Source organism: Pseudomonas sp. AC532, assembly GCF_979258965.1.
Window position 1 is genome coordinate 2,611,562 of record NZ_OZ409888.1, and the last position, 25,800, is coordinate 2,637,361.

Below are 25,800 nucleotides of genomic sequence, written 5' to 3' on the forward strand. Positions count from 1 at the left end.
AGCCCGGAACCAGTCCGGGCTTTTGCATTGAGACGAGCCGCCGCGTAGAGCGGCTCGGCGGTCCAGCTTACATCAGCGGGATGCTGTAGCTGACGATCAGGCGGTTCTGATCGGCGTCGGCGTTCGCCACTTCGGAACGCAGCGAAGCGTTACGCCAGGCGAAACCCAGGCCTTTCATGGCGCCATCCTGCAGCACGTAGCTGACGGTCAGGTCGCGTTCCCACTCTTTCAGGTCGCCGTTGGCCGACTTGATATTGTCGCCCTTCATGTACAGCACGTTGGCGGTCAGACCGGGAACACCAACCTTGCCGAAATCGTAGCCGTACTGGGTGATCCAGGTACGCTCACCGGCACGACCGAAGTTGCTGAGCTGACGGTCGGTGATCAGGTAGGTGGTAGCGCCGCCCTGGCCAGGAACTGCCGTGCCCTGGTTGAGCTGGATGAACTGGCTGTCACCGGAAACCTGCTGGTAACCAGCGCTCAGTGCATGGCCTTCCAGGCTGTAGGTGAAGAATGCGCTCCAGGTACGGTTATCTACTTCGCCAGTGGTGATACCGTTACCAAGGGCATTGCGACCGTAGTAGCCACTGCCGAGGTAACCATCGGCGCGACCGGCAGCACTGCTGTTCTTGCCATCGGAGCCGGTGTCGAAGTAACGCAGGTCGGATTTCAGCGAGCCGGCACCCAGTGCCAGGGTGTGGGTCAGCCCGAGGAAGTGCTGCTTGTAGAAATCGTCGAGGTTGCCGTAGTAGTACTGAACCAACAGATCCTTGTTGATCTTGTAGTCGGCACCGCCGTAATAGAATTTGTTGCTGTCGGAACCCACACGAGCGCCAGCAATGGCGAGCGACTCGCTGTTGCTGGAAGCACGGCCTTTGGCATGCTCGAGCTGACCCGCGATCAGGGTCAGGTTTTCGATTTCGTTGGACGTGATCTGCGCGCCTTCGAAGGTCTGCGGGATCAGACGGCCATCGTTGAAGGTCACGACCGGCAGCTTCGGCTGCAGGGTGCCGACATGCGCCACGGTCTTGGAGACACGGATCTTGCCGGTCAGGCCCATACTGCTGAACTCGTCGCGGGCGCTACCGTCGCTTTCCAGCGGGAACAGTGCGCTAGGGTTACGGTCTTGCCCGGCTTTGCCAGCACGGCCGCCGCCATCGAGACGTACGCCCAGCAGGCCAATCGCGTCAACACCAACACCGACGGTGCCTTCGGTGAAGCCCGACTGCACGTTCAACTGGAACGCCTGGCCCCACTCACGCACTTGACCGCCGCGCGCAGCACCTACACCGACTTCGCCCTGGCTTTCGCGGTTGTCTTGATCAAAGTAGAAGTTGCGCAGATCCAGCTTGGCCTTGGTGTCTTCGATAAAGGCAGCGTTTGCGACGTTGGCCAGGGTCAGACCCATGGTGCCAGCGGCTACGGCCAGCGCCAGGGAAGCTTTTTTCATCATCGTGATCTCTCCAGTGTGTTTTTCTTTTATTGGTGCAACACATCGGTCTGATGGTGGATGCCTCTGCGGGCTCGCTTCAGCCGAATTCGGGATGCCACCGTCGCGCACCAGGCAGCCAGAAGTGGCGCCACAGGCAGCTGGACGGCAGCACGAAAGTGCTCAGGAATGAAGATTAGTCGGACGTAACTAGGGACGAAAGCGACAGGAAAAATGGCATCGTTCGATTCTCTGCATTGTTATTGTCGGCCGTGCTCGGCCGTTATTGAACGAATTTAGCACAGCAGGTTACGTGCCATGGACGACTAAAGTCGCATAACATGCCATTTTTCAATAAGTTGCTCAGAAAAGCGCGCGCATAGGCGGATGCTCACTTAACAAAAATGAGCAATGAGCCGCCGATCAAAAAGCAGATATAGGCGGCTTTCCGCCATACTTAGCTGGTCACGATCTGGTTTTTGCCCTGCCGCTTGGCCTGATACATGGCGGCATCCGCCCGGGCATAGAGCACGTCGAGGCCGGGATCGCCGCTGCGCAGCGAGGTGAGCCCCTGGCTGACGGTGATGCCGAATGCCTTGCCCTCGTGATTGAAGGCCAGACGCTGGATCTCGCGCTGCAGACGCTGTGCGATCTGCGCCGCGAGCTCCGGCTCACAGCCGGGAAACAGTGCAGCGAACTCCTCACCACCGATACGGCCGAATAGATCACCGCGGCGCAGCACCGAACTGGCGCAGTTGGCCAGTTGCTGCAGCACCTGATCGCCGACCTGGTGACCATAACTGTCATTTATGTGCTTGAAGTCGTCCAGGTCCAGGAGCAGGAATGCCAACGGCTGCCCCTGATTGCGCGCCAACTCGAACTCGCTCTGGGCGCATTCGAAGAAGTGTCGACGATTGCTGCTCTGGGTCAGCACGTCGGTAGTGGCTAGGCGGTGCAATTCGCCCTCCAACTGCTTCTTCTCGGTGATGTCTTCGGCGATACCGAAGATGATCGGCGTCGCCCGGCTGTCGCTGTGGCGACCGATGAAGCATTTGTCACTGAGCCAGCGGATCTCGCCGTCAGCCCGGATGATTCGGTACTCACGGGCTTCGACAGCACCGGTCTCCAACACCTTGGCCATGCTCTCGGCAGCATATTCCAGGTCGTCGGGATAAATGCTGTTGCGCCACTCGCCGTAGTCGGCCAGCAGCAGTCCCGCTGAGCGCCCGAACACCAGTTCGTAAGCTGGGCTGACATAGGTGATCTGTTGGGTTTCCCAGTCGAACGCCCACAACACGGCATTGACGCTGCCCAGCAGGGTGCTGAACAGCTGTTCGCGCTCGCGCAGGCGGGTGCCTTCCGCGCGGCTGTGCAACAACGCCAGAGTCAACTCTTCCAGGTCGATAGTGCCGAGTTCATCCATATACCGATCCAGAGAACGCCAAGTAGATTGCAGTGGGGGCTGCCATACGCAATCGAAAAGGCCCGCCGAATGGCGGGCCTTGCGTGGCAACCGGGTCATCCTATGACCCTTGGCGCTCCGGGCGGTTCACAATAGCCTGCGCGTTTGCGTACCAGCTCACACAGTAGCGGGGCGCAGCGAGTAGGTTTTCAGCTGCTCGGCGAAGTCGCGCAAGGACTGAATGCCACTGGCCTCGGCATCCTGCACCCAGTGCTTGATCGCTTCGAGCATGTCGTGGCCGTTGGAGCTGGTCTTGACCCAGATCTGCTGCAATGCCAGGCGCTTCTCATAGATGACCTTGAGCGCCTGGCTGTGCGCCAGCATGGCGTCGATATGCACCTGCTGGTTGTCCTGCAGCAGGCTCGGCTCACGGGCGAGCAAGCGCTTGGCGCGGCGGAACTGATGGCGCACCGACTCGTCGGCCTTGGCCAGTTCCTGCTTGACCAGTGGGCCGATCACCAGCTTGCGATACTGGGCCATGATCTGGAAGCGGTTGTTGAGGATCGCCATGGCGGTGTCCATGTCGAGAATGCCCTTGCCTGGCACCCGGTGCGCAATGGGCGCAACCCGCTGCACCTTGGCCAGGCGCAGGAAGCTGAACAGACGTATCCAGGCCCAGCCCATGTCGAACTCCCAGGGCTTGACCGACAGTTTGGCCGAGTTGGGATAGGTGTGGTGGTTGTTGTGCAGCTCCTCACCGCCAACGATGATGCCCCATGGCACCAGGTTGGTGGCCGCATCACGGCATTCGAAGTTGCGATAGCCGACGGCGTGACCAAGGCCATTGATGACACCGGCGGCCCAGAACGGAATCCACATCATCTGCACGGCCCATACGGTCAGGCCGAGCACACCGAACAGCGCCACGTCGATGACCAACATCAGCGCGATGCCACCCAGTGGCAGGCGCGAGTAAAGGTTGCGCTCGATCCAGTCATCGGGGCAGTTCTTGCCATAGATGCGCAGGGTGTCCTGATTTTTCGCCTCTTCGGCATACAGCTCGGCGCCCTTGCGCATCACCGTTCCCAGGCCCTTGACGACCGGGCTGTGGGGGTCCTCGGCGGTTTCGCATTTGGCGTGGTGCTTGCGATGGATGGCGGTCCATTCGCGGGTGTTCATGGCCGTGGTCAACCACAGCCAGAAACGGAAAAAGTGCTTGAGCGCAGGGTGCAGCTCCAGCGAGCGGTGAGCGGAGTAACGATGCAGATAGACCGTGACGGCAACGATGGTCACGTGGGTCATCAACAGGGTGACGACGATGAGTTGCCAGACCGGCAGGTCGAGAAAGCCGTTGTACCACATGGGCAGGGGTACCTCTTGCAGAGAAAGACGCAGCGGCGGCCGAGAGGCCGACAAGCCATTATCAACGACACTCGTTGGAAAACCACGTGGACTTTTGGCTAAGGATGTTACAACGGTAACCACAACGATGCCCTTGCATCGCCACACGGAACCGGATCGTCCGTTATGAACACTCGCCAGGGCGCATTGCGCCTGACTTTGAACTACCTGGTGGTCGCCAGCCTGTGGGTTTTCTGCAGCGATTCGCTGCTGGCTTCGCTGGGCCTGTCCGTCCGACAGACGGAACAGATTCATATCTGGAAAGGGCTGGCCTTCGTTCTCCTGACCAGCGCGCTGCTGTACCTGACCATAAGCTGGCACCTTCGGCGGCAGGCGCGAACCGGAAGCGCACTGGCAGCCAGTGAGGAGCGCCTCAGCCTTGCCCTGTCGGCCACCGAAGACGGATTGTGGGATTGGGACCTGCAGCGCCAGAAGGTCTTCTATTCGGGCGGCTACCATGCCCTGCTGGGCCTGCCTGATGGCGCGCTGAGCAATGACCGCACGCAGTGGGAGCAGCTGCTGCACCCGGACGACGCGCCCCGCTATCAGCGCGCCCTGGCCGAAATTCTCCAGGCCGACCGCCATACGCCCTATGAAAACACCTTTCGCCTGCGCCATCAGGATGGCTCTTACCGCTGGGTACTTTCGCGGGGCCGCGTACAGGTAAACCCCGAGGGACGGCCGGCGCGCTTCATCGGTACGGTCAAGGACATCACCCAGCATCGCGCCGATGCCGACAGCCTGCGTCAGGCCGCGGCGGTATTCGAGGCTACGCAGGAGGGCGTCCTGGTCACCGATGCGCAGCAGACCATCGTGCACATCAACCCGGCGTTCAGCCGGATTACCGGTTACAGCGCAGCGGAAATCCTCGGCCAGCACCCTGCGTTGCTCAAGTCGGGGCGTCACGACGCGGCCTTTTACCAGCACCTTTGGCAGACCCTGCAGACCGAGGGCATCTGGAGCGGCGAGATATGGAACCGCCGCAAGAACGGTGAAATCTATCCACAGTGGCAATGCATTCGCGCCATTCACGACGACAACGGCCTGCTCAGCCATTATGTGGCGGTGCTCTCCGACATCAGCGTCCTCAAGCATTCACAGGATGAGCTTGACCACCTCGCCCACCACGACCCACTGAGCAACCTGCCCAACCGCCTGCTGTTCACCGAGCGTGTCGAGCATGCCTTGGGACGCGCGCAGAATGAAGCGTATCGCGGCGCGGTGATGGTCATCGACCTGGACCATTTCAAACACATCAACGAAAGCCTCGGCCACAACATCGGCGACCTGCTGCTCAAGGCCGCCGGCGAGCGGTTCGTCAGCCGGTTGGGCAAGGGCATGACCCTGGCGCGGTTGGGCGGCGACGAGTTCGGCCTGCTCTGCGAAGACTGCGGCCAGGCCGAACAGGCCGGCCAACTGGCCCAGCAGTTGCTCGATAGCCTGGCGGAGCCGTTCGAGCTCGACGGCCACGAGCTGTTCGTGTCCGCCAGCATCGGCATCAGCCTCTATCCGCAGGAGGCGCGGACCGTCGAACAGGTATTGCGCAACGTCGACTCGGCCCTGTCCAAGGCCAAAAGCAGCGGCCGCGAAGGATTCGCCTTCTACGATCAGGCACAGACCGAGCAGGCGCGGCACAGGGTGGAACTGATCGCCGGCATGCGCCACGCCCTCGACCACGAAGAGCTGCGCGTGCACTACCAGCCGCTGTGCCGCCTCGACGATGGTCAGGTGGTGGGCGTCGAGGCGCTGGTGCGCTGGCAGCACCCGCAGCGTGGCCTGGTGCCGCCCGGTGAATTCATTCCGGTGGCCGAAGACAGCGGCATGATCGATGGCATCGACGCCTGGGTGCTCGAACACGCCTGCCGGCAGATGGTCGCCTGGCGTGCGGCCGGCCGCCGGCTGCAATTCGTGGCGGTGAACATTTCCAGTCGGTTGTTCAGCCGCGGCGAACTCGACCAGCGAGTCGCCCGGGTGCTGGCCGACACCGGCTTGCCAGCTGAGTGCCTGGAGCTGGAAGTGACCGAAAGCGCGGTGATGGATGACCCGGATCAGGCCCAGGCGCTGCTCGAACGCTTACGTGCCCTGGGCGTGCGCCTGGCCATCGATGACTTCGGTACCGGCTACAGCTCCCTCGCCCGACTCAAGCGCCTGCCGGTGCAGAAGCTCAAGCTGGACCAGAGTTTTGTCGCCGGCCTGCCCGCGGACAAGGACGACCGGGCAATCACTCGAGCAGTTATGGCCCTGGCGCACAGCATGGAAATGACCGTGCTGGCCGAAGGGGTGGAGCGTGCCGAACAGCAAACCTACCTGCGCGAGCTCGGCTGCGACTATGCCCAGGGCTACTTTATCGGCCGGCCAGTGCCCGCCGATGCACTGAAGCTGGACTAGCCGCTCGGTACCGGTCGAGCCCGACGGCAATAGCCGGGCTCGCTGTCGGACGGCCCGTGAATCAGAACAATGCCTTGCGAGCCTCGCTACCGAGCACTTCTTCGGGGCGCTGGGCAACTGCTTCGGCGACCTGGTAAGCGCGCTGCACCGCCGGCCGGTTGCCCATACGGGCCAGCCAGGCGGCCATGTTGGGGAAGTCCTCCAGACGCTGGCGCTGCAGCTCCCAGCCCTTGGCCCAGGGGTAGATGGCGATATCCGCGATCGAATAGTCACCCGCCACATATTCGCGACCTTCCAGCCGCCGATCCAGCACGCCATAAAGGCGCGCGGTTTCATTCACATAGCGCTCGATGGCGTAGGGAATCTGCTCCGGTGCGAAGCGCACGAAGTGGTGGTTCTGCCCGGCCATCGGCCCCAGCCCGCCCATCTGCCAGTGCAGCCATTGCTGAACCTCGACCCGCAGGCGCGGCTGCAGGGGCAGGAAGCGCCCGACCTTGTCGGCCAGGTACTCGAGAATCGCGCCGGATTCGAACACGGAAATCGGCTCGCCGCCGTCACTGGGGTTGTGGTCGACGATGGCGGGGATCCGATTGTTCGGCGCGATTTTCAGGAATGCCGGCTCGAACTGCTGGCCAGTGCCGATATTCACCGGGTGGACGCTGTAATCCAGCCCGCTCTCCTCGAGAAAGATGCTGACCTTGTGGCCGTTGGGGGTCGTCCAGTAATGGAGGTCGATCATGGGGCGCTCCTGTCGGTCGGGCACAGCCGGCTTGCGGCTTTCGGTTGGCGATGAGTACAAGGTTGGAGCGAAGCCGGGGGCGCAGAGTTCAGGCCGGTGTGCTCGCCAGAGCCAGGAGCAGCAGAGCGCTTTTTTCCGCATCTGGCGCAAACCCCCTCTCGCGCTGCTGGTCACAAGCGAGGCACAATCGAAGCGCCGCGCGCCCATGGCTGCGGCTCCGCCATTTACCGAGAAGGTTGCCGATCCGGATGTCATCCCCCTCCCTGCGCCATTCCCTGCGTCGTCTCTGGGCGCTGGACAAGTTCAGCTATAGCCTGCGGGTGTTCATCGCCCTCGGTGGAAGCCTGGCGCTGTGCTGGTACCAGGGCTGGATGCACGGCCTGATCCCGCTGTTTCTCGGGGTGATCGCCAGCGCCCTGGCTGAAACCGATGACAGCTGGCAGGGCCGGCTCACTGCATTGCTGGTCACCCTGGGCTGTTTCACTGCCGCCGCCTACGCCGTCGAATGGCTGTTTCCCTACCCGTGGCTGTTCGTCAGCGCCCTGGCCCTGTCGACCTTTGCCCTGACCATGCTCGGTGCGCTGGGCGAGCGCTTTGCCACCCTGGGTTCAGCCACGCTGATCCTGGCGGTGTACAGCATGATTGGCGTGGAGCAACGTGGCGGTATCGCCGGGCTGTGGCTGGAGCCCTTGCTGTTGGTGGCGGGCGCCGCCTGGTACGGCGCCCTGTCGGTACTGTGGCACGCGCTGTTTGCCCATCAACCGGTGCAACACAGCCTGGCGCGCCTGTTTCGCGAGCTGGGCCTGTACCTCAAGCTCAAGGCCGCGCTGTTCGAGCCGCTGCGCCACCTGGACGTGGAAGCGCGTCGCCTGGCCCTGGCCAAGCAGAACGGGCGCGTGGTGGCCGCTCTCAACGCCACCAAGGAAATCATTCTGCACCGGGTCGGCAACGGCCGCCCGGGGCCGAAAGTCAGCCGCTATCTGAAACTGTATTTTCTTGCCCAGGACATCCACGAGCGCGCCAGCTCCTCGCACTATCCCTACAACGACCTGGCCGAGGCGTTCTTCCACAGCGACGTGATGTTCCGCTGCCAGCGCCTGTTGCGCCTGCATGGCAAGGCCTGCCACGCACTGGCCCAGGCCATCGAGCTGCGCCAGCCATTCGAATATGGCGAGCACTACGGCCAGGCGCTCACCGACCTGCAGGCCTCCCTGGAGCACCTGCGCATCCAGAGCAACCCGGCCTGGCGCCACCTGCTGCGTTCACTCGGCGCGCTGGCTCGCAACCTCGGAACGCTCGACCGCCTGCTGGGCAGCGCCAGCAACCCGGACGCCCTGGCGGAAGAGCAGGACAGCTCACTGCTCGACCGCGAGCCGCAATCGCTGCGTGACGTCTGGGAGCGCATCCGCCTGCAGCTCACCCCAACCTCGCTGTTATTCCGCCACGCCCTGCGTCTGTCCATCGCCCTGGCCGCCGGCTATGGCGTGCTGCACTGGATCCACCCGACCCAGGGCTACTGGATCCTGCTCACCACCCTGTTCGTCTGCCAGCCGAATTACGGCGCCACGCGCATGAAACTGGTGCAGCGCATCATCGGCACGGTGCTCGGCCTGCTGCTCGGCTGGGCCCTGATCGACCTGTTCCCGGCGCCACTGATCCAGGCATTCTTCGCCGTGGCGGCCGGCGTGGTGTTCTTCGCCACCCGCTCCAGCCGCTATACCGTGGCAACCGCAGCGATCACCCTGCTGGTGCTGTTCTGCTTCAACCAGGTGGGCGACGGCTACGGGCTGATCCTGCCCCGCCTGTTCGATACCCTGCTCGGCAGCCTCATCGCCGGGCTCGCGGTGTTCCTGATCCTCCCGGATTGGCAGGGTCGGCGCCTGAACCGCGTGGTGGCCAACACCCTGAGCTGCAACAGCACCTATCTGCAGCAGATCATCCGCCAGTACGCCGAGGGCAAGCGCGACGACCTCGCCTACCGGCTGGCGCGCCGCAATGCCCACAACGCCGATGCGGCGTTGTCCACCACCCTGGGCAACATGCTCATGGAGCCCGGGCACTTTCGTAAGCAGGCGGACGTCGGTTTCCGCTTCCTGGTGCTGTCCCACACCCTGCTCAGCTACCTCTCCGGCCTTGGTGCGCACCGTGGTGAAGCCCTGTTGGCGGACGACCAGAGCGGCTTGCTCGCCAGCGCGGAACGCATCGCCAAGAGCCTCGACGAGATCGCCCGCGGCCTGGTCGAGCAGACCCAGATCGCCATTCAGAGCGACAGCGAGGAGCACCTGGCGGCCGCCCTCGAGCAGATACCGGAGGAGCTGGAAGATCCCCAGCGCCTGGTGCAGACCCAGTTGTCGCTGATCGCCCGGCAACTCGGCCCGCTGCGCACCCTGGCTGCGCATCTGCTGAAGAACCGCAGCGCAGCGGCGCGCCCCGCATGACCCCAACGCCCGTGGACAAACAGCAGATAGTCCGGCAGGTCATCGCCCAGCTCGGCGCCGACCTGCTGGCAGCCGAGCAGGCCGCGCGGGTCGCCCACGAAACGGCGACCCACGAGGAAAACATCGCCGAGAACAAATACGACACCCTGGGGCTGGAGGCGGCTTATCTGGCCGCAGGGCAGGCCCGGCGCGTGGAGGAGATCGGCCTGAGCCTGCGCGCCTGGCGACAGTTGCAGGTGCGCCCTTACGATGACGCACTGGGCGTTCGCCTCGCCGCCCTGGTGTTGCTGGGCGATGACGTGGGTCAGACGCAATGGCTGTTTCTCGGCCCCGAGGGCGCGGCCCTGAAAATGACCCTCGAGCAGCGCGAGATCCTCGTGCTCAGCCCCCATGCCCCTCTGGGCCAACGGCTGCTGGGCCGCCGCCCGGGCGATGAAATCGAACTGAGGATCGCTGGTCGGCTGCACCACCACGAGATCATCGAGGCGTACTGAGCTCAGCCTGGCGTGGCAGCTTGCAGGTCGCGCCAGGTCAGGTACAGGCGCAGGTCGAACTCCAGCTGCCCGTAGCCCGGCAACATGTACTCGCAGAGCTTGTAGAACGCCTTGTTGTGGTCGCTTTCCTTCAGGTGCGCGAGCTCGTGCACAACGATCATCTGCAGGAACTGCGGCGCAGCCTCGCGAAACAGCGAGGCGACGCGAATCTCTTTCTTGGCCTTGAGCTTGCCACCCTGCACCCGCGAGATGCTGGTATGCAGGCCGAGCGCGCGATGGGTCAGGTCGAGGCGATTGTCGAACAGCACCTTGTCGATGGCCGGCGCGTTCCTGAGATGCTCCTGCTTGAGCGCCATCACGTAGGCGTAAAGCGCCTTGTCGCTCTGGATCGCATGGCGCCCGCCGTAGCGCTGCGCCAGATAGTCGCCCAGGCGTTCGCCGGCAATCATCTGGCGCACCTGATCCAGCAGCGCGGTGGGGTAACCCTGGAGGTATTTCAGTGGCGTCATGACAGTGGCCGTGGCAGTGACAGGTGATTATGCCTGAACCTACAGCGGCACCACGCGCAGCAACTTGCCCTCGGCGCTGTCGGTGAGCAGGTAAAGGGCGCCATCCGGCCCGTCGTACACGCCGCGAATGCGCTCTTCGAGCTCATGGAACAGCACGTCCTCGCCGGCCAGCCGCCCATTGTCGACCCGCACCCGACGCACGCTCTTTTCCGCCAGGGTGGAAACGAACAGATCGCCTTTCCAGTGCGGGAAGCGATCACCGGTATACAGCGCCAGCCCGGACGGCGCCACGGAAGGAGTCCAGTGCAATTGCGGCGGCAGGTACCCCGGCAGCTCGGTGAATGGCGTAACCAGCGCGCCGGTGTAGTCGACGCCAAAGGACGCCAGCGGCCACCCGTAATTGCCGCCGGGCTGCAGCAGGTTCAGCTCGTCACCGCCCTTGGGGCCATGTTCGTGGCTGTACAGCCGCTCGCGCCTGCGGTCATAGACGATGCCCTGCACGTTGCGATGGCCCAGGGTGTAGATCTCCGGGGCAGCGCCCGGCTGACCGCGTAGCGGGTTGTCCTCGGGGATGCTGCCATCGCGGTTCAGTCGTACCGTCTTGCCGAGGTGATTGCCAGGGTTCTGGGCCTCCTCGCGCCAGTCGAAGCCATCACCGAGGGTCAGCACCAGCGTCTGGTCGGGCAGGAAGGCAATCCGCCCACCGTAGTGGGACGCCCCCGCCTTGGCGGGCTGGGCCGTGAACAGCACCTCGACGTCACGCAGCTCGCCATCGATCAGGCGTGCTCGCGCCAGCCGGGTGTTGTTGGCGTCAAGGCTGCCATGGGCGTAACTCAGGTAGATCCACGGGTCGCGGCTGAAGGCTGGGTCCAGCACCACGTCCATCAGCCCTGCCTGGGTGGCGATGAAGGGTGTCGGCAGGCCGCCAACCGGCTTGCTCTGCAATTTGCCCTGGGCATCGATCAGCCGCAATTGCCCGGTGCGCTCGGTGACCAGCATACGACCGTCGGGCAGGAAGGCCATCGACCAGGGATGCGACAGGCCGGTGGTGACCGTTTCGATACGGTAATCGGCGTGAGACAGGGCACCGACGCAAAGACCCAAAACCAGCAGGGCAGCCTTCAAGGTCACATCCTTGATTGGAGAGAGGATCATCAGCGACGGCCGCCACTGATACGCGCGAAGGCCAGGCCGCCAACGCTGCCGCAGGCCATCAGCGCCAGGGTTCCGGCCAGGCCACGGTTGGCGCCGATCAGGGTCGGCATGGGCGCCAGGGCGTTGGCCACCATCAATGCCAGCCAGACGGACAATGCGCCTGCCAGCGCGAACACCAGCCAGCGCAGCGTACCCAACGCGCCAGACAGCCACATCGCCAACGGCAGCGCAACGACGAAAGCGGCGACGACCAGGGCCGCGAAAGTGGGGCTGAAGCTGAGCAAGTCATGCAGGGTGGCCTGCACGCGCACGCCATTGGGAATGGTGGCGCCGAGCTGTTGCAAAGCGGCGAGATTGAACTGGGTCTGGACCACACTGCCGAGCAGCGTGGCAACCAGCACGGCCACGCAGAACGGCATCCAGAGACGGGGATTGTGAGGCATGGGTGCCAACATCCTGAAACAGGTGGCGGCAGTATGGCGTAGTGCAGGCACGAGGATGGCGCAGCTTTTTTACATAGTTTTACATCAACCCGTTTCATCGGGGAAAACCTGGGGTGCCAGCCGCTCACGCCTGGGCACGGTGTCACGCGCTCGTCCGGTTTGCAGCCCCTGCGCCAGGGCAGAATGCCGTGCCCGCCGCGAACGACAGCCACAAAAAAGCCGCTTGCCGGGGGGCAAGCGGCTTGTGGACAGCAGGAACGCGCTCGATCAGTTGATCTTGGCGGCCAGCTCACCCTTGGCGTAGCGCTGGAACATGCCTTCGAGAGAGATCGGCTTGATCTTCGAGGCATTGCCGGCGGTGCCGAAGGCTTCGTAGCGGGCGATGCAGATGTCGCGCATGGCGGTGATGGTGTGGGCGAAATACTTGCGCGGATCGAACTCGCTCGGGTGCTCGGCCAGGAAGCGGCGGATGGCACCGGTCGAGGCCAGGCGCAGGTCAGTGTCGATGTTGACCTTGCGCACGCCGTACTTGATGCCTTCGACGATCTCTTCGACCGGCACGCCGTAGGTTTCCTTGATCTCGCCACCGTGCTCGTTGATGATCGCCAGCCAATCCTGCGGCACCGAGCTGGAGCCGTGCATCACCAGGTGGGTGTTGGGGATGCGTTTGTGGATTTCCTTGATGCGCTCGATCGACAGCACGTCGCCGGTAGGCGGCTTGGTGAACTTGTAAGCGCCGTGGCTGGTACCGATGGCGATGGCCAGGGCATCGACCTGAGTCTTCTTGACGAAGTCGGCCGCTTCTTCCGGGTCGGTCAGCAGTTGGCTGTGATCGAGCACGCCTTCTGCACCCACGCCGTCTTCTTCACCGGCCATGCCGGTTTCCAGGCTGCCCAGGCAACCCAGCTCACCTTCAACCGATACGCCGCAGGCGTGGGCGAAGGCAACGGTTTGCTGAGTGACACGCACGTTGTAGTCGTAGTCAGCCGGCGTCTTGCCGTCTTCTTTCAGCGAGCCATCCATCATCACCGAGCTGAAGCCCAGCTGGATCGAGCGCTGGCAGATGTCCGGGCTGGTGCCGTGGTCCTGGTGCATGCACACCGGAATATGCGGGAATTCTTCGATAGCAGCGAGGATCAGGTGACGCAGAAAGGGCGCACCGGCGTATTTGCGGGCACCCGCAGAAGCCTGGACGATGACCGGCGAATCGGTCTTGTCGGCGGCTTCCATGATGGCGCGCATCTGCTCGAGGTTGTTGACGTTGAAGGCCGGCACGCCGTAGCCGAATTCGGCGGCGTGGTCGAGCATCTGGCGCATGCTGATAAGTGCCATGTTTTGCTATCTCCCGATAGGGCTCGTTAATCGTGCAAGCCTGCCGCAGTGGCAGGCGCTATTCAAGTTCTGCGCGTGAAAGCGCGTGTCGCTCAAGGCGCCTTGCAGCCACGCCCGAGTAGATCATCATTGGCGGTGCGGTAGATCAGGCCTTCCTCACCCTTGGTGTGAAAGGACAACGTACCGTCGCTGTACAACTCGCCGGAACCGGCGGGTTCCAGGCTCAGACGATGAACGACATCACTGCCGCCCATGCGCACATCGACTTTTTCATGGGCGCTGTCGCCGTAGCGCCAGAACACTTCGGCCTGGCTGTCGCACACCCAGCGGTTCCATTCCTGACTGTCGGCGTAATCCTTGCCCGCGCAGCCGGCGAGCATGACCAGACCGAGTAACGCGGCGGCGCCTGTATAACGGTTCATCGCACTCTCCTTGTCACTTAACAGTTCTGCTCACTGGCCGGCGCCGCGGGGTCGCCGCTCGTCTGCCCTTCAATGCGCGGTTCTTCGCGCGTGGTCGGCAGGTCGATGGCCGCCGGACTCAACACACTGCACGCCTCATCACGCGGTGAACCGCCCCCGGCACAACCGCCCAAGGCAGCACATAAGGTCAACACAACGGCCACATTACGCATCGGTCACTCCTTGCTGGTTAATTTCCGTACAAGTAATGACCGTGGCGAGGCGCAGAGGTTTAGCCCTTTGCGCGTTGCTGCAGGACTTCCACAGCCGGCAACACCTTGCCCTCGACGAACTCCAGGAACGCGCCGCCACCGGTAGAAATGTAAGAAATACGCGAAGCCACATCGTACTTGTCGATGGCAGCCAGGGTGTCGCCACCGCCTGCAATCGAAAACGCCGGGCTTTCGGCGATGGCCAGGGCCAACGTCTTGGTGCCTTCACCGAACTGATCGAACTCGAAAACGCCGACCGGGCCATTCCACAGGATGGTCTTCGAGGCCTTGAGCAGCTCGGCGAACTGCGCCGCGGTCTGCGGGCCGATGTCGAGGATCATGTCGTCGTCGGCCACATCGGCCACCGCCTTGACGGTCGCAGTCGCCGATTCGGAAAACTCTTTGGCGACTACCACATCCACCGGCAGCGGCACGCTGACCTTGGCGGCGATGGCTTTGGCAGTGTCGACCAAATCAGTTTCGTACAGCGATTTGCCGACCGGATAACCGGCAGCGGCGAGGAAGGTGTTGGCAATGCCACCGCCGACGATCAACTGATCACAGATGCTGCTCAGGCTGTTCAGCACGTCCAGTTTGGTCGACACCTTGGAACCGGCGACGATCGCCGCCATTGGCTGAGCCGGGGCGCCCAGGGCCTTGCCCAGTGCATCAAGCTCAGCCGCCAGCAGCGGGCCGGCAGCGGCAACCTTGGCGAACTTGGCCACGCCGTGGGTCGAGCCCTCGGCGCGGTGAGCGGTGCCGAAAGCGTCCATCACGAACACGTCGCACAGGCCGGCGTATTGCTGGGCCAGCTCGTCGGCGTTCTTCTTCTCACCCTTGTTGAAGCGCACGTTTTCGAACAGCACCAAATCACCGGCATTCAGCTCGACGCCGCCCAGGTAGTCCTTGATCAGCGGCACATCACGGCCCAAGGCCTTGCTCAGGTAAGCAGCTACCGGTGCCAGGCTGTTCTCTTCGCTGAATTCGCCTTCGGTCGGGCGGCCCAGGTGCGAGCAGACCATCACCGCAGCGCCTTTTTCCAGGGCCAGCTTGATGGTCGGCAATGCGGCCAGGATGCGCGCATCGCTCTTCACCACGCCGTCCTTGACCGGCACGTTGAGGTCTTCGCGGATCAGCACGCGCTTACCTTGCAGGTCGAGGTCGGCCATTTTCGTGATGTTTACGGCAGCTGCAGTCATTGAGTCAGTCCTTAACAGGGGCTGGTGAAAGGGAAGCGGCGGCATCGAGGTAATGCACGGCCATGTCGAGCATGCGATTGGCAAAACCCCACTCGTTGTCGAACCACGCCAGCAGGTTGACCAGGCGCGGCCCGGAAACCCGTGTCTGGCTACCGTCGACGATGGCCGAGTGGGGATCATGGTTGAAATCGCAACTGGCGTGCGGCAACTCGGTGTACGCCAGCAGACCCTGCAGCGGCCCCTGTTCGGCAGCCTGCCGCAAGATCCGGTTGATCTCTTCGGCACTGGTGTCGCGGGCGGTCTGCAAGGTGATATCCAGGCAGGACACGTTGACCGTCGGCACCCGAATGGCTTTGGCCTGAATTCGCCCGGCAAGTTCCGGCAGCAGGCGTTCGATGCCGCGGGCCAGGCCGGTGGACACCGGAATCACCGACTGGAAGGCCGAGCGCGTGCGCCGCAGGTCTTCGTCGTGGTAGGCGTCGATCACCGGCTGGTCGTTCATCGCCGAGTGAATGGTGGTGATCGAGATGTACTCCAGCCCGATCGCCTCATTGAGCAACTTGAGCAGTGGCACGCCGCAATTGGTCGTGCAGGAAGCGTTCGATACCAGGCGCTCGGCGCCACTCAGGCACTGCTGGTTGACCCCGTACACCACCGTGGCGTCGACATCGCTCTCGCTGGCCATCGGCTGCGACAACAACAGCCGTGGCGCACCCGCCTGCAGAAAGCGCTCTGCCTGCTCGCGCGTGGTGTATTGCCCGGAGCATTCGAGCAGCAGGTCGATATCCAGCGCAGCCCAATCCACGCCTTCCGGTTCGCGCTGACGTAACACGCGCACCGAATCACCGTTGATATGCAAGCAATCGCCGACCACCTTCACCTCGCCGGGAAAGCGCCCGTGGGTAGAGTCGAAGCGGGTCAGGTATTCGACGCTGGCCTGATCGGCCAGATCATTGAGCGCGACGATTTCCAGCCGCGCGTCACCTGCACGTTCGTGCAGGGCACGCAGCACACAACGGCCGATGCGGCCGTAGCCGTTCAGAGCAACGCGGTAGGGACGATAGGACATCGCAGATCTCGGATGAACCCGTAGGGTGGATCGCGCTTTATCGATCCACCGGGCGCTGTAACGGTGGATCGAAAGCGTCAGCTGCGCGCCCCGACCCACCCTACAGCGTCGTTCTCACTCAGGCGTCGAGCAGCTCTTCGGCAGTGCCGATGATGTTCTCGACGGTGAAACCGAAATGCTCGAACAGCTCGCCGGCCGGGGCCGACTCACCATAGGTTTCCATGCCGATGACACGACCTTCGAGGCCGACGTACTTGTACCAGAAGTCAGCATGGGCGGCTTCGATGGCGATCCGCGCAGTGACCTGCAACGGCAGCACCGACTGCTTGTAGCCGGCGTCCTGCTGGTCGAAGACGTTGGTCGACGGCATCGACACCACGCGGACCTTGCGGCCCTGCTCGGTCAGCTTGTCGGCCGCCTGAATGGCCAGGCCGACTTCCGAACCGGTGGAGATCAGGATCAGTTCCGGCTCGCCGGCGCAATCTTTCAACACGTAACCGCCACGACTGATGGCCGCTTCGGTTTCATGGTCGCGCAGGTTATGCGGCAGGTTCTGGCGCGAGAAGATCAGCGCGCTCGGGCCGTCCTTGCGCTCGACCGAATGCTTCCAGGCCACTGCAGCTTCGACGGTGTCCGCCGGGCGCCAGGTGTCCAGGTTCGGTGTGGTGCGCAGGCTGGTCAGTTGCTCGACCGGCTGGTGCGTCGGGCCGTCTTCGCCCAGGCCGATGGAGTCGTGGGTGAACACGTAGAGCACGCGCAGCTTCATCAGCGCGGACATGCGCACGGCATTGCGGGCGTATTCCATGAACATCAGGAAGGTCGCGCCGTAAGGCACCAGGCCGCCGTGCAGGGCAACGCCGTTCATGATCGCGCTCATGCCGAACTCGCGCACGCCGTAGTACATGTAGTTGCCTGAAGCGTCTTCGGCGACCACCGGCTTGCAGCCTTTCCACAGCGTCAGGTTGGAGCCGGCCAGGTCAGCCGAACCACCGAGCAGTTCCGGCAGCAGCGGGCCGAAGGCATTCAGGCAGTTCTGGCTGGCTTTACGGCTGGCGATGGTTTCGCCCTTCTCGGCCACGGCGCGGATGAACTCGCTGGCCTTGGCGGAGAAGTCAGCGGGCAGCTCGCCGGCCATGCGGCGGATGAACTCGTTGGCCAGCTCAGGGTAAGCGGCGGAATAGGCGGCGAAACGCTGATCCCACTCGGCTTCGGCAGCCAGACCGGCTTCCTTGGCGTCCCACTCGGCATAGATGTCGGCAGGCACTTCGAACGGCGCATGGTTCCAGTTCAGCGCGGCACGGGTCAGGGCGATTTCATCATGGCCCAGCGCGGCGCCGTGGGATTCTTCCTTGCCCTGCTTGTTCGGCGAACCGAAGCCGATGATGGTCTTGCAGCAGATCAGCGTCGGACGGTCGCTGGATTTGCGCGCGGTGTCGATGGCCATCTTGATTTCTTCGGCATCGTGGCCGTCGACATTGCGAATCACCTGCCAGCCGTAGGCTTCGAAGCGCGCCGGGGTGTCGTCGGTGAACCAGCCGTGCACTTCGCCATCGATGGAGATGCCGTTGTCATCGTAGAAGGCGATCAGTTTGCCCAGGCCCAGGGTGCCGGCCAGCGAGCAGACTTCATGGCTGATGCCTTCCATCATGCAACCGTCGCCCAGGAAGGCGTAGGTGTAATGGTCGACGATGGCGTGGCCGTCGCGGTTGAACTGCGCCGCCATGATCTTTTCCGCCAGGGCGAAACCCACGGCGTTGGCGATGCCCTGGCCGAGCGGGCCGGTGGTGGTTTCGACGCCGGGTGCGTAGCCATATTCCGGGTGGCCCGGGGTGCGGCTGTGCAGCTGGCGGAAGTTCTTCAGGTCGTCGATGGACAGGTCGTAGCCGGTCAGGTGCAGCAACGAATAAATCAGCATCGAGCCGTGGCCGTTGGACAGCACGAAGCGGTCACGGTCGGCGAACTTCGGGTTGGCCGGGTTGTGCTTCAGGTAGTCGCGCCACAGCACTTCGGCGATGTCCGCCATGCCCATCGGGGCACCCGGGTGGCCGCTGTTGGCTTTTTGCACAGCATCCATGCTGAGGGCACGAATGGCATTGGCACGCTCACGACGGCTGGGCATCGCTGAATCTCCTGCGGGGTGGCTGCCGAGGCAGCTAGGTCGGAAAAAGGCGGCCATTTTCGCCCAGCCACCCCCTGCGGGGCAATCACAGATGGTCGCTGGCCGGACGATTCCCGCGGATTTACTGGATAAAACCGGTCTGGCAAGGCGTCCAGGCTCGAACTCAGTCGCCTGAGAGCAACCGGCACAACCAATATCAAAACTTTTTGATATTGGTCTTGCTGGACGAAAAGTGAGCGACTAGACTGCGCCCACTATGACGTTGCGCGCCCCTCAACTCGATTTCGAGCCCGCTGATGCCCTCTCCGCCCTGTGCAAGGCCGCGGGCGATCCGTTGCGCCTGAAGGTTCTGCGCGTGCTAGCCAACGACTCGTTTGGCGTGCTGGAGCTGGCGCAGATCTTCGCCATCGGCCAATCCGGTATCAGCCACCACCTCAAGGTGCTGGCCCAGGCCGGCCTGGTGGCGACGCGCCGGGAAGGCAATGCGATCTTCTACCGCCGCGCCCTGGCTCACGCGGACGCCCTTGGCGGCACCCTGCATGGTGCGCTGCTCCAGGAAGTCGAGCGGCTGACCCTGCCCGCCGACGTACGCGCACGCATTGACCAGGTGCATCAGCAGCGCGCCAGCGCCAGCCGCGATTTCTTCGCCCGCAGCGCCGAACGCTTCCAGGCCCAGCAGGACCTGATTGCCGGGCTGCCGCAGTATCGCGACAGCGTGCTGGCGCTGCTCGACTCGCTGGAGTTCACCAGCAGCGCCAGCGCGCTGGAAATCGGCCCCGGCGATGGCGGCTTCCTGCCCGAACTGGCGCGCCGCTTTGCCCAGGTCACCGCCCTCGACAACAGCCCGGCCATGCTCGAACTGGCGCGCCTGCGCTGTGAGCAGGATGGCCTGGGCAACGTTCACCTGCAGCTCGCCGACGCCTTGCTCGACGATTACCCCAGCGCCGACTGCGTGGTACTGAACATGGTGCTGCACCATTTCGCCGCGCCCGCCCAGGCCCTGCAGACCCTGGCAAGCCGTGTGAACGACGGCGGCAGCCTGTTGATCACAGAACTGTGCAGCCACGACCAGAGCTGGGCACGCGATACCTGCGGCGATCTGTGGCTGGGCTTCGAACAGGACGACCTGGCCCACTGGGCCGTCGCCGCCGGGCTGACGGCGGGCGAAAGCCTGTACGTCGGCCTGCGCAATGGATTTCAGATTCAGGTGCGCCACTTCCAGCGCACGCCTCCACTCACGCATGTGGCCGACAGGCCCTCACTCGCCAGGACAATCAATCGATGAGCGAATACTCCCTGTTTACCTCCGAGTCCGTGTCCGAAGGTCATCCGGACAAGATCGCCGACCAGATTTCCGATGCCGTCCTCGACGCCATCATCAGCGAAGACAAGCACGCCCGCGTAGCTGTCGAGACGCTGGTCAAGACCGGCGTGGCGATCATCGCCGGCGAAGTCACCACCAGCGCCTGGGTCGACCTGGAGCAGATCGTGCGCGACGTGATCTGCAACATCGGCTACACCAGCTCCGATGTCGGCTTCGACGGCGCCACCTGCGGCGTGATGAACATCATTGGCAAGCAGTCCCCGGACATCAACCAGGGCGTCGACCGCGCCAAGCCGGAAGACCAGGGCGCTGGCGACCAGGGCCTGATGTTCGGCTACGCCAGCAACGAAACCGACGTGCTGATGCCTGCACCGATCCGCTTCTCCCACGCGCTGGTCGAGCGCCAGGCCGAGGCCCGCAAGTCGGGTCTGCTGCCGTGGCTGCGCCCGGACGCCAAGAGCCAGGTCACCTGTCGCTACGAGAACGGTAAAGTGGTCGGTATCGACGCCGTGGTGCTGTCCACCCAGCACAACCCCGATGTCAGCCTCAGCGACCTGCGTGAAGCGGTGATGGAGCTGGTGATCAAGCACAGCCTGCCTGCCGAGCTGCTGCACAAGGACACCCAGTACCACATCAACCCGACCGGCAACTTCGTGATCGGCGGCCCGGTGGGCGACTGCGGTTTGACTGGCCGCAAAATCATCGTCGACAGCTACGGCGGCATGGCTCGCCATGGTGGCGGCGCGTTCTCCGGCAAGGACCCGTCCAAGGTCGACCGTAGCGCAGCTTATGCCGGCCGTTACGTGGCCAAGAACATCGTCGCCGCCGGTCTGGCCGAGCGCTGTGAGATCCAGGTGTCCTACGCCATCGGCGTGGCCCAGCCGACCTCCATCTCGATCAACACCTTCGGCACCAACAAGGTAGCCGACGAGACCATCATCAAGCTGGTGCGCGAGGTGTTCGACCTGCGTCCGTACGCCATCACCAAGATGCTCGACCTGCTGCACCCGATGTACCAGCCGACCGCTGCCTACGGCCACTTCGGCCGCGAGCCGCAGCAACTGACCGTCGGCGACGACACCTTCACCAGCTTCACCTGGGAAAAAACCGACAAGGCCGCCGACCTGCGCGCCGCGGCTGGCCTCTGAACCCAGCACGGCCCGCCGCAATGGCGGGCCACAAAAAAGCCTCCCCGGGCTCAGCGCCCACGGAGGCTTTTTCACATCTGCCAGGCAGGCGTCTTACTGTTGCTTGCCGAACAGCGAACCCAGACCTTTCAGGGTTTCTGCCGCAGCAGCGATATTTTCGGCCTTGCTGTCGCCTGTCGACTGCGCAACGCTTTCATCGGCGGTGGCCGCATTGGCACCCAACTGATCACAACCACCCTCGACCTGGGCGATGGCATCGTCGGCCTGCTGATTGCCGAGCAAGCCGGCCAGCTGTTTGACCTGGGCAATTTTCTCGGCATTGGCCGACATCTTCTGCTGGCACTTGAGCTGAGTGTCTTCAGCAGCGTGAGCGAAAGAGCTGGCGACGGCCAGGGCAGCGGAGCACAACAGAACAGAAATACGCATGAGACTCTAGACCTGCAAATATGAGGCCCGGCAATACACCCCGCCGCCGGGCAAATCCATTTGGTGTGCGGGGGCGCGGACTTTAGCACCGGACATTTACGGTAACAAACATCCACTGCCCGGAAATGTCGGCCACACCCCACTTTTGCCTGATCAGCAGCTAGCCTGACAACTCGATACCCGAGCAAGGATGCTCCACCATGAAAGCCTGGATCGCTGCCGCGCTGTTCTTCCCGCTCGTCGCCCTCGCCGAAGAGTGCCCGCAACCCAGCACCGCCCATAAGCGCCAACTCGACGAACTCGCGGCTCAGGTCGCGAAGTGGGACGACGCCTACCATCGCCAGGGCCGCTCGCTGGTCAGCGACGACCTTTACGATCAGGCCCGCGTCCGGCTGCAGCACTGGCGGGACTGCCTCGGCGACACCCCGGCGATCGATCCTCTGCTGGGCGCTGGCGGCCCCTTGCAGCACCCGGTCAGCCAGACCGGGCTGCGCAAACTCGCCAATGAACGCGCGGTGACCCGCTGGCTGGCGTCGCGCCAGGACGTATGGATTCAGCCCAAGGTCGACGGTGTCGCGGTCACCCTGGTTTACAGGGGCGGATATCTGCAGCAGGTGATCAGCCGCGGAGACGGCAACAGCGGCCAGGACTGGACCGCGCAAGCCAGGCGGATAGACGCCATTCCCGCCGCGCTGAGCGATTACAGCGATATCGTGCTGCAGGGCGAGCTGTACCTGAAGCGGCCGGCGCACATCCAGGCCACCCACGGTGGCGCCGCAGCCCGCAGCACGGTCGCCGGGCTGATGGCGCGCCACGACCTGCCCGAAGCCAACGCACAGCACATCGGCCTGTTCGTCTGGGACTGGCCCAACGGCCCGGAGGCGATGCAGGATCGCCTAGACCGCCTGGAAAAGCTGGGGTTCGCTGACAGCCGCCGGCTCAGCCAGCCAGTCGACAGCCCCGCCGAAGCCAGCCAGTGGCGCGAACACTGGTACCGCAATCCGCTGCCGTTCGCCACCGATGGCGTGGTATTGCGCCAGGGGCTGCGCCCCGCCGGGGAGCGCTGGCGGGCAGAACCGCCGCACTGGGCCGCCGCCTGGAAGTACCCGGTCAGCGAGGCACTGGCGCGGGTCCATGGCGTGGAGTTCAGCATCGGCCGTACCGGGCGCATCACCCCGCTACTACGCCTCGACCCCGTGAAGCTCGACGACCGCACCATTCGCGTGGTCAGCGTCGGCTCGCTGCAGCGCTGGCAACACCTGGACATTCGCCCGGGCGATCAGGTCGCGATCCGCCTTGCCGGGCAGACCATCCCGCAACTGGACAGCGTGGTGGTGCACGCAACTGACCGACCACACCTGCAGGTGCCTCGCGGCGAGGATTATCACGCCCTGAGCTGCCTGCGGGCTGCACCCGGCTGCGCCAGCCAGTTCCAGGCCCGCCTGGCCTGGCTCAGCGGCAAGCAGGCGCTGAACCTGCCCGGCGTTGGTGCCGGCACCTGGCAACGGCTGCTGGAAGCGCAACAGGTCGACGGCCTGCTCGACTGGCTGGCGCTCGGCGAGCAACAGCTGCTCGAGGTACCAGGCATCGGCACGCAGAGTGCCGCAACCCTGGCAACGCGCTTCGCAGAAGCCCGCCAACGTCCGTTCCACGACTGGTTACGGGCACTCGGTATACCGGTGAACCCGACCGGCCTGGCTGCTACTGACTGGCAGCAGTTGCAGCAACGTAGCCTGGCCGAGTGGCAACAGCTGCCAGGCATCGGTCCCGGCCGCGCCTCCCAGCTGCAGGATTTCTTTCAGCACGAGGAAATCGCTGCCCTGGCTGCACGCCTGCGCGCAGCAGGCGTCGACGGTTTCTGACTCCGCGGCCATGGCAGCGGCCCGGCCGCGGCTCAGTCCTTGAACTGGTCCTTGATATAGGTGATTTCGGTCTTGCCGTGGGGTGCCGGCTGGCCGTCCTCGCCAAGGTTGACGAAGACCATTCTGTCGATGGTCAGGATGCTCTTGCGCGTAATCTTGTTGCGCACTTCGCAGCGCAGGGTGATCGAGGTACGGCCAAACTCGCTGGCGGTGATGCCCAGCTCGATGATGTCGCTCTGCCGGGCCGATGCCACGAAGTTGATCTCCGAGATCAGCTTGGTCACCACGCGCTGGCTGCCGAGCTGGATGATGGCGTAGATCGCCGCCTCCTCGTCGATCCACTTCAACAGGCTACCGCCGAACAGGGTGCCGTTGGGGTTGAGGTCTTCGGGCTTCACCCATTTGCGTGTGTGGAAGTTCATGCGCGCTCCTTATCCATCGCTATCGTTCGCGGGTCATCATCGCAAAGGCCGGCTGCGCTTGTCGCGGCCGGGTTTTCAATGGCCTCGATAAAGCCTCGGCATCAGCGCCGCCATCAGCCGGCCGGGACGACGGAAAGCCTTGGGCTCGCGCGCCAGCGCGGCTATAATCGCTGCGCTTCAACCGCTCGGCACCGCCTGAGCGTTCCCGCCACCTGTCCGAGGGGCGCTGCAGCAAGCCAAGGCTTGTCAGGCTCGGATGGGGCGTTACCCAAAACGCATCAACGGCGCCCAATCGGACTGCGTGAAAACGTGACGAGCCACGGCCTGCAGGCCCTGCGCAGCAGTTTTCAGCATCTGATCACAGATCAACGATTGGAGAGCTTTTGCATGAGCGCTTTTAACGACTACAAGGTCGCTGACATTACCCTGGCCGACTGGGGCCGCCGCGAGCTGATCATCGCCGAATCCGAGATGCCGGCACTGATGGGCCTGCGCCGCAAGTACGCGGCCAGCCAGCCGCTGCAAGGCGCGAAAATCCTCGGCTGCATCCACATGACCATCCAGACCGGCGTGCTGATCGAGACGCTGACCGCGCTGGGCGCTGAAGTGCGCTGGTCGTCGTGCAACATCTTCTCCACCCAGGATCAGGCCGCTGCCGCCATCGCCGCCGCCGGTATTCCGGTGTTCGCCTGGAAGGGCGAGACCGAAGCCGAATACGAGTGGTGCATCGAGCAGACCATCCTCAAGGACGGCCAGCCGTGGGACGCCAACATGGTGCTCGACGACGGCGGCGACCTGACGCAGATCCTGCATGACAAGTACCCGCAGGTGCTGGAAAACGTCCACGGCGTGACCGAGGAAACCACCACCGGCGTGCACCGCCTGCTCGACATGCTCAAGGCGGGTACCCTTAAAGTCCCGGCGATCAACGTCAACGACGCGGTCACCAAGAGCAAGAACGACAACAAGTACGGCTGCCGTCACAGCCTCAACGACGCCATCAAGCGCGGCACCGACCACTTGCTGTCGGGCAAGCAGGCACTGGTCATCGGCTACGGTGACGTGGGCAAGGGCTCGGCGGCTTCGCTGCGCCAGGAAGGCATGATCGTCAAGGTCTCCGAAATCGACCCGATCTGTGCGATGCAGGCCTGCATGGACGGTTACGAATTGGTTTCGCCGTACATCGACGGCCGCAATGACGGCACCGATGCCTGCATCGACAAGGCCCTGCTGGGCAAGATCGACCTGATCGTCACCACCACCGGCAACGCCAATGTCTGTGACGCCGGCATGCTCAAGGCGCTGAAAGCTCGTGCCGTGGTCTGCAACATCGGCCACTTCGACAACGAGATCGACACCGCCTTCATGCGCAAGAACTGGGCGTGGGAAGAGGTCAAACCGCAGGTGCACAAGATCCACCGCACCGGCGCCGGCCAGTTCGATCCGCGTAACGACGATTACCTGATCCTGCTGGCCGAAGGCCGTCTGGTGAACCTGGGTAACGCCACCGGCCACCCGAGCCGCATCATGGACGGCTCGTTCGCCAACCAGGTGCTGGCGCAGATTTTCCTGTTCGAGCAGAAGTTCGCCCAGCTCTCGGCCGAGAAGAAGGCCGAACGCCTGACCGTCGAAGTGCTGCCGAAGAAACTGGACGAAGAAGTCGCCCTGGAAATGGTGAGGGGCTTTGGCGGTGTGGTGACCCAGCTGACCAAGCCTCAGGCCGATTACATCGGCGTTCCGGTCGAAGGTCCGTTCAAACCGGACAGCTACCGCTACTGATTGGTAGGGCAAACCGCAGGCCCTGCCTGCGGTTTGCAGCCTCAAGGAA

The 25,800-nt window shown here is 63.7% G+C and carries 21 protein-coding genes and 1 riboswitch; of the genes, 7 read left to right on the top strand and 14 right to left on the bottom strand.

The annotated features are described in order from the left end of the window. Positions 1-67 precede the first annotated feature (67 nt). The 3 genes from ACZ0AV_RS12360 to desA form a co-directional block, all read right to left on the bottom strand. Positions 68-1,450 (bottom strand): OprD family porin, encoded by a 1,383-nt coding sequence (locus ACZ0AV_RS12360; RefSeq protein ID WP_499153353.1) that lies wholly within the window; start codon positions 1,448-1,450, stop codon positions 68-70. Between the two features lie 436 nt (positions 1,451-1,886). Then, complete coding sequence (locus tag ACZ0AV_RS12365; protein ID WP_499151295.1) at positions 1,887-2,852, bottom strand: GGDEF domain-containing protein; 966 nt, start codon at positions 2,850-2,852, stop codon at positions 1,887-1,889. A 156-nt stretch (positions 2,853-3,008) separates the two neighbouring features. Continuing rightward, positions 3,009-4,193 carry a delta-9 fatty acid desaturase DesA gene (desA, locus tag ACZ0AV_RS12370; protein ID WP_499151296.1) on the bottom strand — a complete coding sequence of 395 codons (1,185 nt, stop codon included), beginning with the start codon at positions 4,191-4,193 and terminating at the stop codon, positions 3,009-3,011. A 165-nt stretch (positions 4,194-4,358) separates the two neighbouring features. Here desA and ACZ0AV_RS12375 point away from each other — a divergent pair, with 165 nt between their 5' ends. Beyond that, a complete protein-coding gene (locus ACZ0AV_RS12375) occupies positions 4,359-6,620 on the top strand; it encodes a putative bifunctional diguanylate cyclase/phosphodiesterase (RefSeq protein WP_499151297.1) in 2,262 nt (753 codons plus the stop codon). A gap of 61 nt (positions 6,621-6,681) precedes the next feature. On the opposite strand, the gene ACZ0AV_RS12380 is transcribed toward ACZ0AV_RS12375, so the two are convergent. Beyond that, a complete protein-coding gene (locus ACZ0AV_RS12380; RefSeq protein WP_499151298.1) occupies positions 6,682-7,359 on the bottom strand; it encodes a glutathione S-transferase N-terminal domain-containing protein in 678 nt (225 codons plus the stop codon). 248 nt (positions 7,360-7,607) lie between these two features. Between ACZ0AV_RS12380 and yccS the strand changes: the two genes are divergently transcribed. Together yccS and ACZ0AV_RS12390 are read left to right on the top strand one after the other, a co-directional pair. Then, positions 7,608-9,797, top strand: a complete 2,190-nt coding sequence (gene yccS, locus ACZ0AV_RS12385) for a YccS family putative transporter (protein WP_499151299.1) — start codon at positions 7,608-7,610, stop codon at positions 9,795-9,797. Positions 9,798-9,808: 11 nt separating this feature from the next. Continuing rightward, the gene (locus ACZ0AV_RS12390) at positions 9,809-10,291 is read left to right on the top strand and encodes a transcription elongation factor GreAB (RefSeq protein WP_499153354.1); all 483 of its coding nucleotides are present in this window, start codon (positions 9,809-9,811) and stop codon (positions 10,289-10,291) included. A 2-nt stretch (positions 10,292-10,293) separates the two neighbouring features. Here ACZ0AV_RS12390 and ACZ0AV_RS12395 read toward each other — a convergent pair whose 3' ends face one another. The 8 genes from ACZ0AV_RS12395 to tkt form a co-directional block, all read right to left on the bottom strand. Beyond that, entirely contained in the window at positions 10,294-10,800 is a 507-nt protein-coding gene (locus ACZ0AV_RS12395; protein ID WP_499151300.1) for a M48 metallopeptidase family protein, read from the bottom strand. Between the two features lie 39 nt (positions 10,801-10,839). Next, entirely contained in the window at positions 10,840-11,925 is a 1,086-nt protein-coding gene (locus ACZ0AV_RS12400; protein ID WP_499151301.1) for a PQQ-dependent sugar dehydrogenase, read from the bottom strand. 29 nt (positions 11,926-11,954) lie between these two features. Continuing rightward, positions 11,955-12,398: a hypothetical protein gene (locus ACZ0AV_RS12405; RefSeq protein WP_499151302.1), complete on the bottom strand. Its 444-nt coding sequence runs from the start codon at positions 12,396-12,398 to the stop codon at positions 11,955-11,957. Positions 12,399-12,665: 267 nt separating this feature from the next. Next, positions 12,666-13,730: a class II fructose-bisphosphate aldolase gene (gene fba / locus ACZ0AV_RS12410; RefSeq protein WP_499151303.1), complete on the bottom strand. Its 1,065-nt coding sequence runs from the start codon at positions 13,728-13,730 to the stop codon at positions 12,666-12,668. Between the two features lie 92 nt (positions 13,731-13,822). Next, positions 13,823-14,152, bottom strand: coding sequence for an MliC family protein (locus ACZ0AV_RS12415; RefSeq protein WP_499151304.1), 330 nt, complete (start codon positions 14,150-14,152; stop codon positions 13,823-13,825). Positions 14,153-14,423: 271 nt separating this feature from the next. Continuing rightward, on the bottom strand, positions 14,424-15,602 hold the full coding sequence (locus ACZ0AV_RS12420; protein WP_499151305.1) for a phosphoglycerate kinase: 1,179 nt from the start codon (positions 15,600-15,602) through the stop codon (positions 14,424-14,426). 4 nt (positions 15,603-15,606) lie between these two features. Beyond that, entirely contained in the window at positions 15,607-16,671 is a 1,065-nt protein-coding gene (gene epd / locus ACZ0AV_RS12425; protein ID WP_499151306.1) for an erythrose-4-phosphate dehydrogenase, read from the bottom strand. Between the two features lie 118 nt (positions 16,672-16,789). Next, entirely contained in the window at positions 16,790-18,790 is a 2,001-nt protein-coding gene (tkt, locus tag ACZ0AV_RS12430) for a transketolase (RefSeq protein WP_499151307.1), read from the bottom strand. A gap of 256 nt (positions 18,791-19,046) precedes the next feature. Between tkt and ACZ0AV_RS12435 the strand changes: the two genes are divergently transcribed. Beyond that, positions 19,047-20,075, top strand: a complete 1,029-nt coding sequence (locus tag ACZ0AV_RS12435) for an ArsR/SmtB family transcription factor (RefSeq protein WP_499151308.1) — start codon at positions 19,047-19,049, stop codon at positions 20,073-20,075. After that, positions 20,072-21,262 (top strand): methionine adenosyltransferase, encoded by a 1,191-nt coding sequence (metK, locus tag ACZ0AV_RS12440; protein WP_092367209.1) that lies wholly within the window; start codon positions 20,072-20,074, stop codon positions 21,260-21,262. Before ACZ0AV_RS12435 ends, metK begins: the two co-directional genes overlap by 4 nt. 93 nt (positions 21,263-21,355) lie before the next feature. On the opposite strand, the gene ACZ0AV_RS12445 is transcribed toward metK, so the two are convergent. After that, a complete protein-coding gene (locus ACZ0AV_RS12445; RefSeq protein ID WP_499151309.1) occupies positions 21,356-21,688 on the bottom strand; it encodes a hypothetical protein in 333 nt (110 codons plus the stop codon). Between the two features lie 200 nt (positions 21,689-21,888). On the opposite strand from ACZ0AV_RS12445, the gene ligB reads away from it, so the two are divergent. Then, positions 21,889-23,550, top strand: coding sequence for an NAD-dependent DNA ligase LigB (gene ligB / locus ACZ0AV_RS12450; protein ID WP_499151310.1), 1,662 nt, complete (start codon positions 21,889-21,891; stop codon positions 23,548-23,550). 32 nt (positions 23,551-23,582) lie between these two features. Here the strand turns inward: ligB and ACZ0AV_RS12455 are convergent, their stop codons facing one another. Beyond that, positions 23,583-23,972 (bottom strand): acyl-CoA thioesterase, encoded by a 390-nt coding sequence (locus tag ACZ0AV_RS12455; RefSeq protein WP_499151311.1) that lies wholly within the window; start codon positions 23,970-23,972, stop codon positions 23,583-23,585. A gap of 212 nt (positions 23,973-24,184) precedes the next feature. Continuing rightward, a riboswitch (S-adenosyl-L-homocysteine riboswitch) is annotated at positions 24,185-24,269 on the top strand. Between the two features lie 90 nt (positions 24,270-24,359). On the opposite strand from ACZ0AV_RS12455, the gene ACZ0AV_RS12460 reads away from it, so the two are divergent. Next, positions 24,360-25,751 (top strand): adenosylhomocysteinase, encoded by a 1,392-nt coding sequence (locus tag ACZ0AV_RS12460; protein ID WP_499151312.1) that lies wholly within the window; start codon positions 24,360-24,362, stop codon positions 25,749-25,751. The last annotated feature ends 49 nt before the right edge of the window (positions 25,752-25,800 follow it).

Excerpts from the sequence above, each read along its gene's own strand:
- ACZ0AV_RS12360 (WP_499153353.1), bottom strand. The coding sequence starts at position 1,450 with ATGAAAAAAGCTTCCCTGGCGCTGGCCGTAGCCGCTGGCACCATGGGT.
- ACZ0AV_RS12405 (WP_499151302.1), bottom strand. The coding sequence starts at position 12,398 with ATGCCTCACAATCCCCGTCTCTGGATGCCGTTCTGCGTGGCCGTGCTG.
- ACZ0AV_RS12380 (WP_499151298.1), bottom strand. The coding sequence starts at position 7,359 with ATGATCGACCTCCATTACTGGACGACCCCCAACGGCCACAAGGTCAGC.
- ACZ0AV_RS12365 (WP_499151295.1), bottom strand. The coding sequence starts at position 2,852 with ATGGATGAACTCGGCACTATCGACCTGGAAGAGTTGACTCTGGCGTTG.
- ACZ0AV_RS12445 (WP_499151309.1), bottom strand. The coding sequence starts at position 21,688 with ATGCGTATTTCTGTTCTGTTGTGCTCCGCTGCCCTGGCCGTCGCCAGC.
- metK (WP_092367209.1), top strand. The coding sequence starts at position 20,072 with ATGAGCGAATACTCCCTGTTTACCTCCGAGTCCGTGTCCGAAGGTCAT.
- ACZ0AV_RS12420 (WP_499151305.1), bottom strand. The coding sequence starts at position 15,602 with ATGACTGCAGCTGCCGTAAACATCACGAAAATGGCCGACCTCGACCTG.
- fba (WP_499151303.1), bottom strand. The coding sequence starts at position 13,730 with ATGGCACTTATCAGCATGCGCCAGATGCTCGACCACGCCGCCGAATTC.
- ACZ0AV_RS12460 (WP_499151312.1), top strand. The coding sequence starts at position 24,360 with ATGAGCGCTTTTAACGACTACAAGGTCGCTGACATTACCCTGGCCGAC.
- epd (WP_499151306.1), bottom strand. The coding sequence starts at position 16,671 with ATGTCCTATCGTCCCTACCGCGTTGCTCTGAACGGCTACGGCCGCATC.
- yccS (WP_499151299.1), top strand. The coding sequence starts at position 7,608 with ATGTCATCCCCCTCCCTGCGCCATTCCCTGCGTCGTCTCTGGGCGCTG.
- ACZ0AV_RS12435 (WP_499151308.1), top strand. The coding sequence starts at position 19,047 with ATGACGTTGCGCGCCCCTCAACTCGATTTCGAGCCCGCTGATGCCCTC.
- ACZ0AV_RS12375 (WP_499151297.1), top strand. The coding sequence starts at position 4,359 with ATGAACACTCGCCAGGGCGCATTGCGCCTGACTTTGAACTACCTGGTG.
- tkt (WP_499151307.1), bottom strand. The coding sequence starts at position 18,790 with ATGCCCAGCCGTCGTGAGCGTGCCAATGCCATTCGTGCCCTCAGCATG.
- ligB (WP_499151310.1), top strand. The coding sequence starts at position 21,889 with ATGAAAGCCTGGATCGCTGCCGCGCTGTTCTTCCCGCTCGTCGCCCTC.
- ACZ0AV_RS12455 (WP_499151311.1), bottom strand. The coding sequence starts at position 23,972 with ATGAACTTCCACACACGCAAATGGGTGAAGCCCGAAGACCTCAACCCC.
- ACZ0AV_RS12395 (WP_499151300.1), bottom strand. The coding sequence starts at position 10,800 with ATGACGCCACTGAAATACCTCCAGGGTTACCCCACCGCGCTGCTGGAT.
- ACZ0AV_RS12415 (WP_499151304.1), bottom strand. The coding sequence starts at position 14,152 with ATGAACCGTTATACAGGCGCCGCCGCGTTACTCGGTCTGGTCATGCTC.
- desA (WP_499151296.1), bottom strand. The coding sequence starts at position 4,193 with ATGTGGTACAACGGCTTTCTCGACCTGCCGGTCTGGCAACTCATCGTC.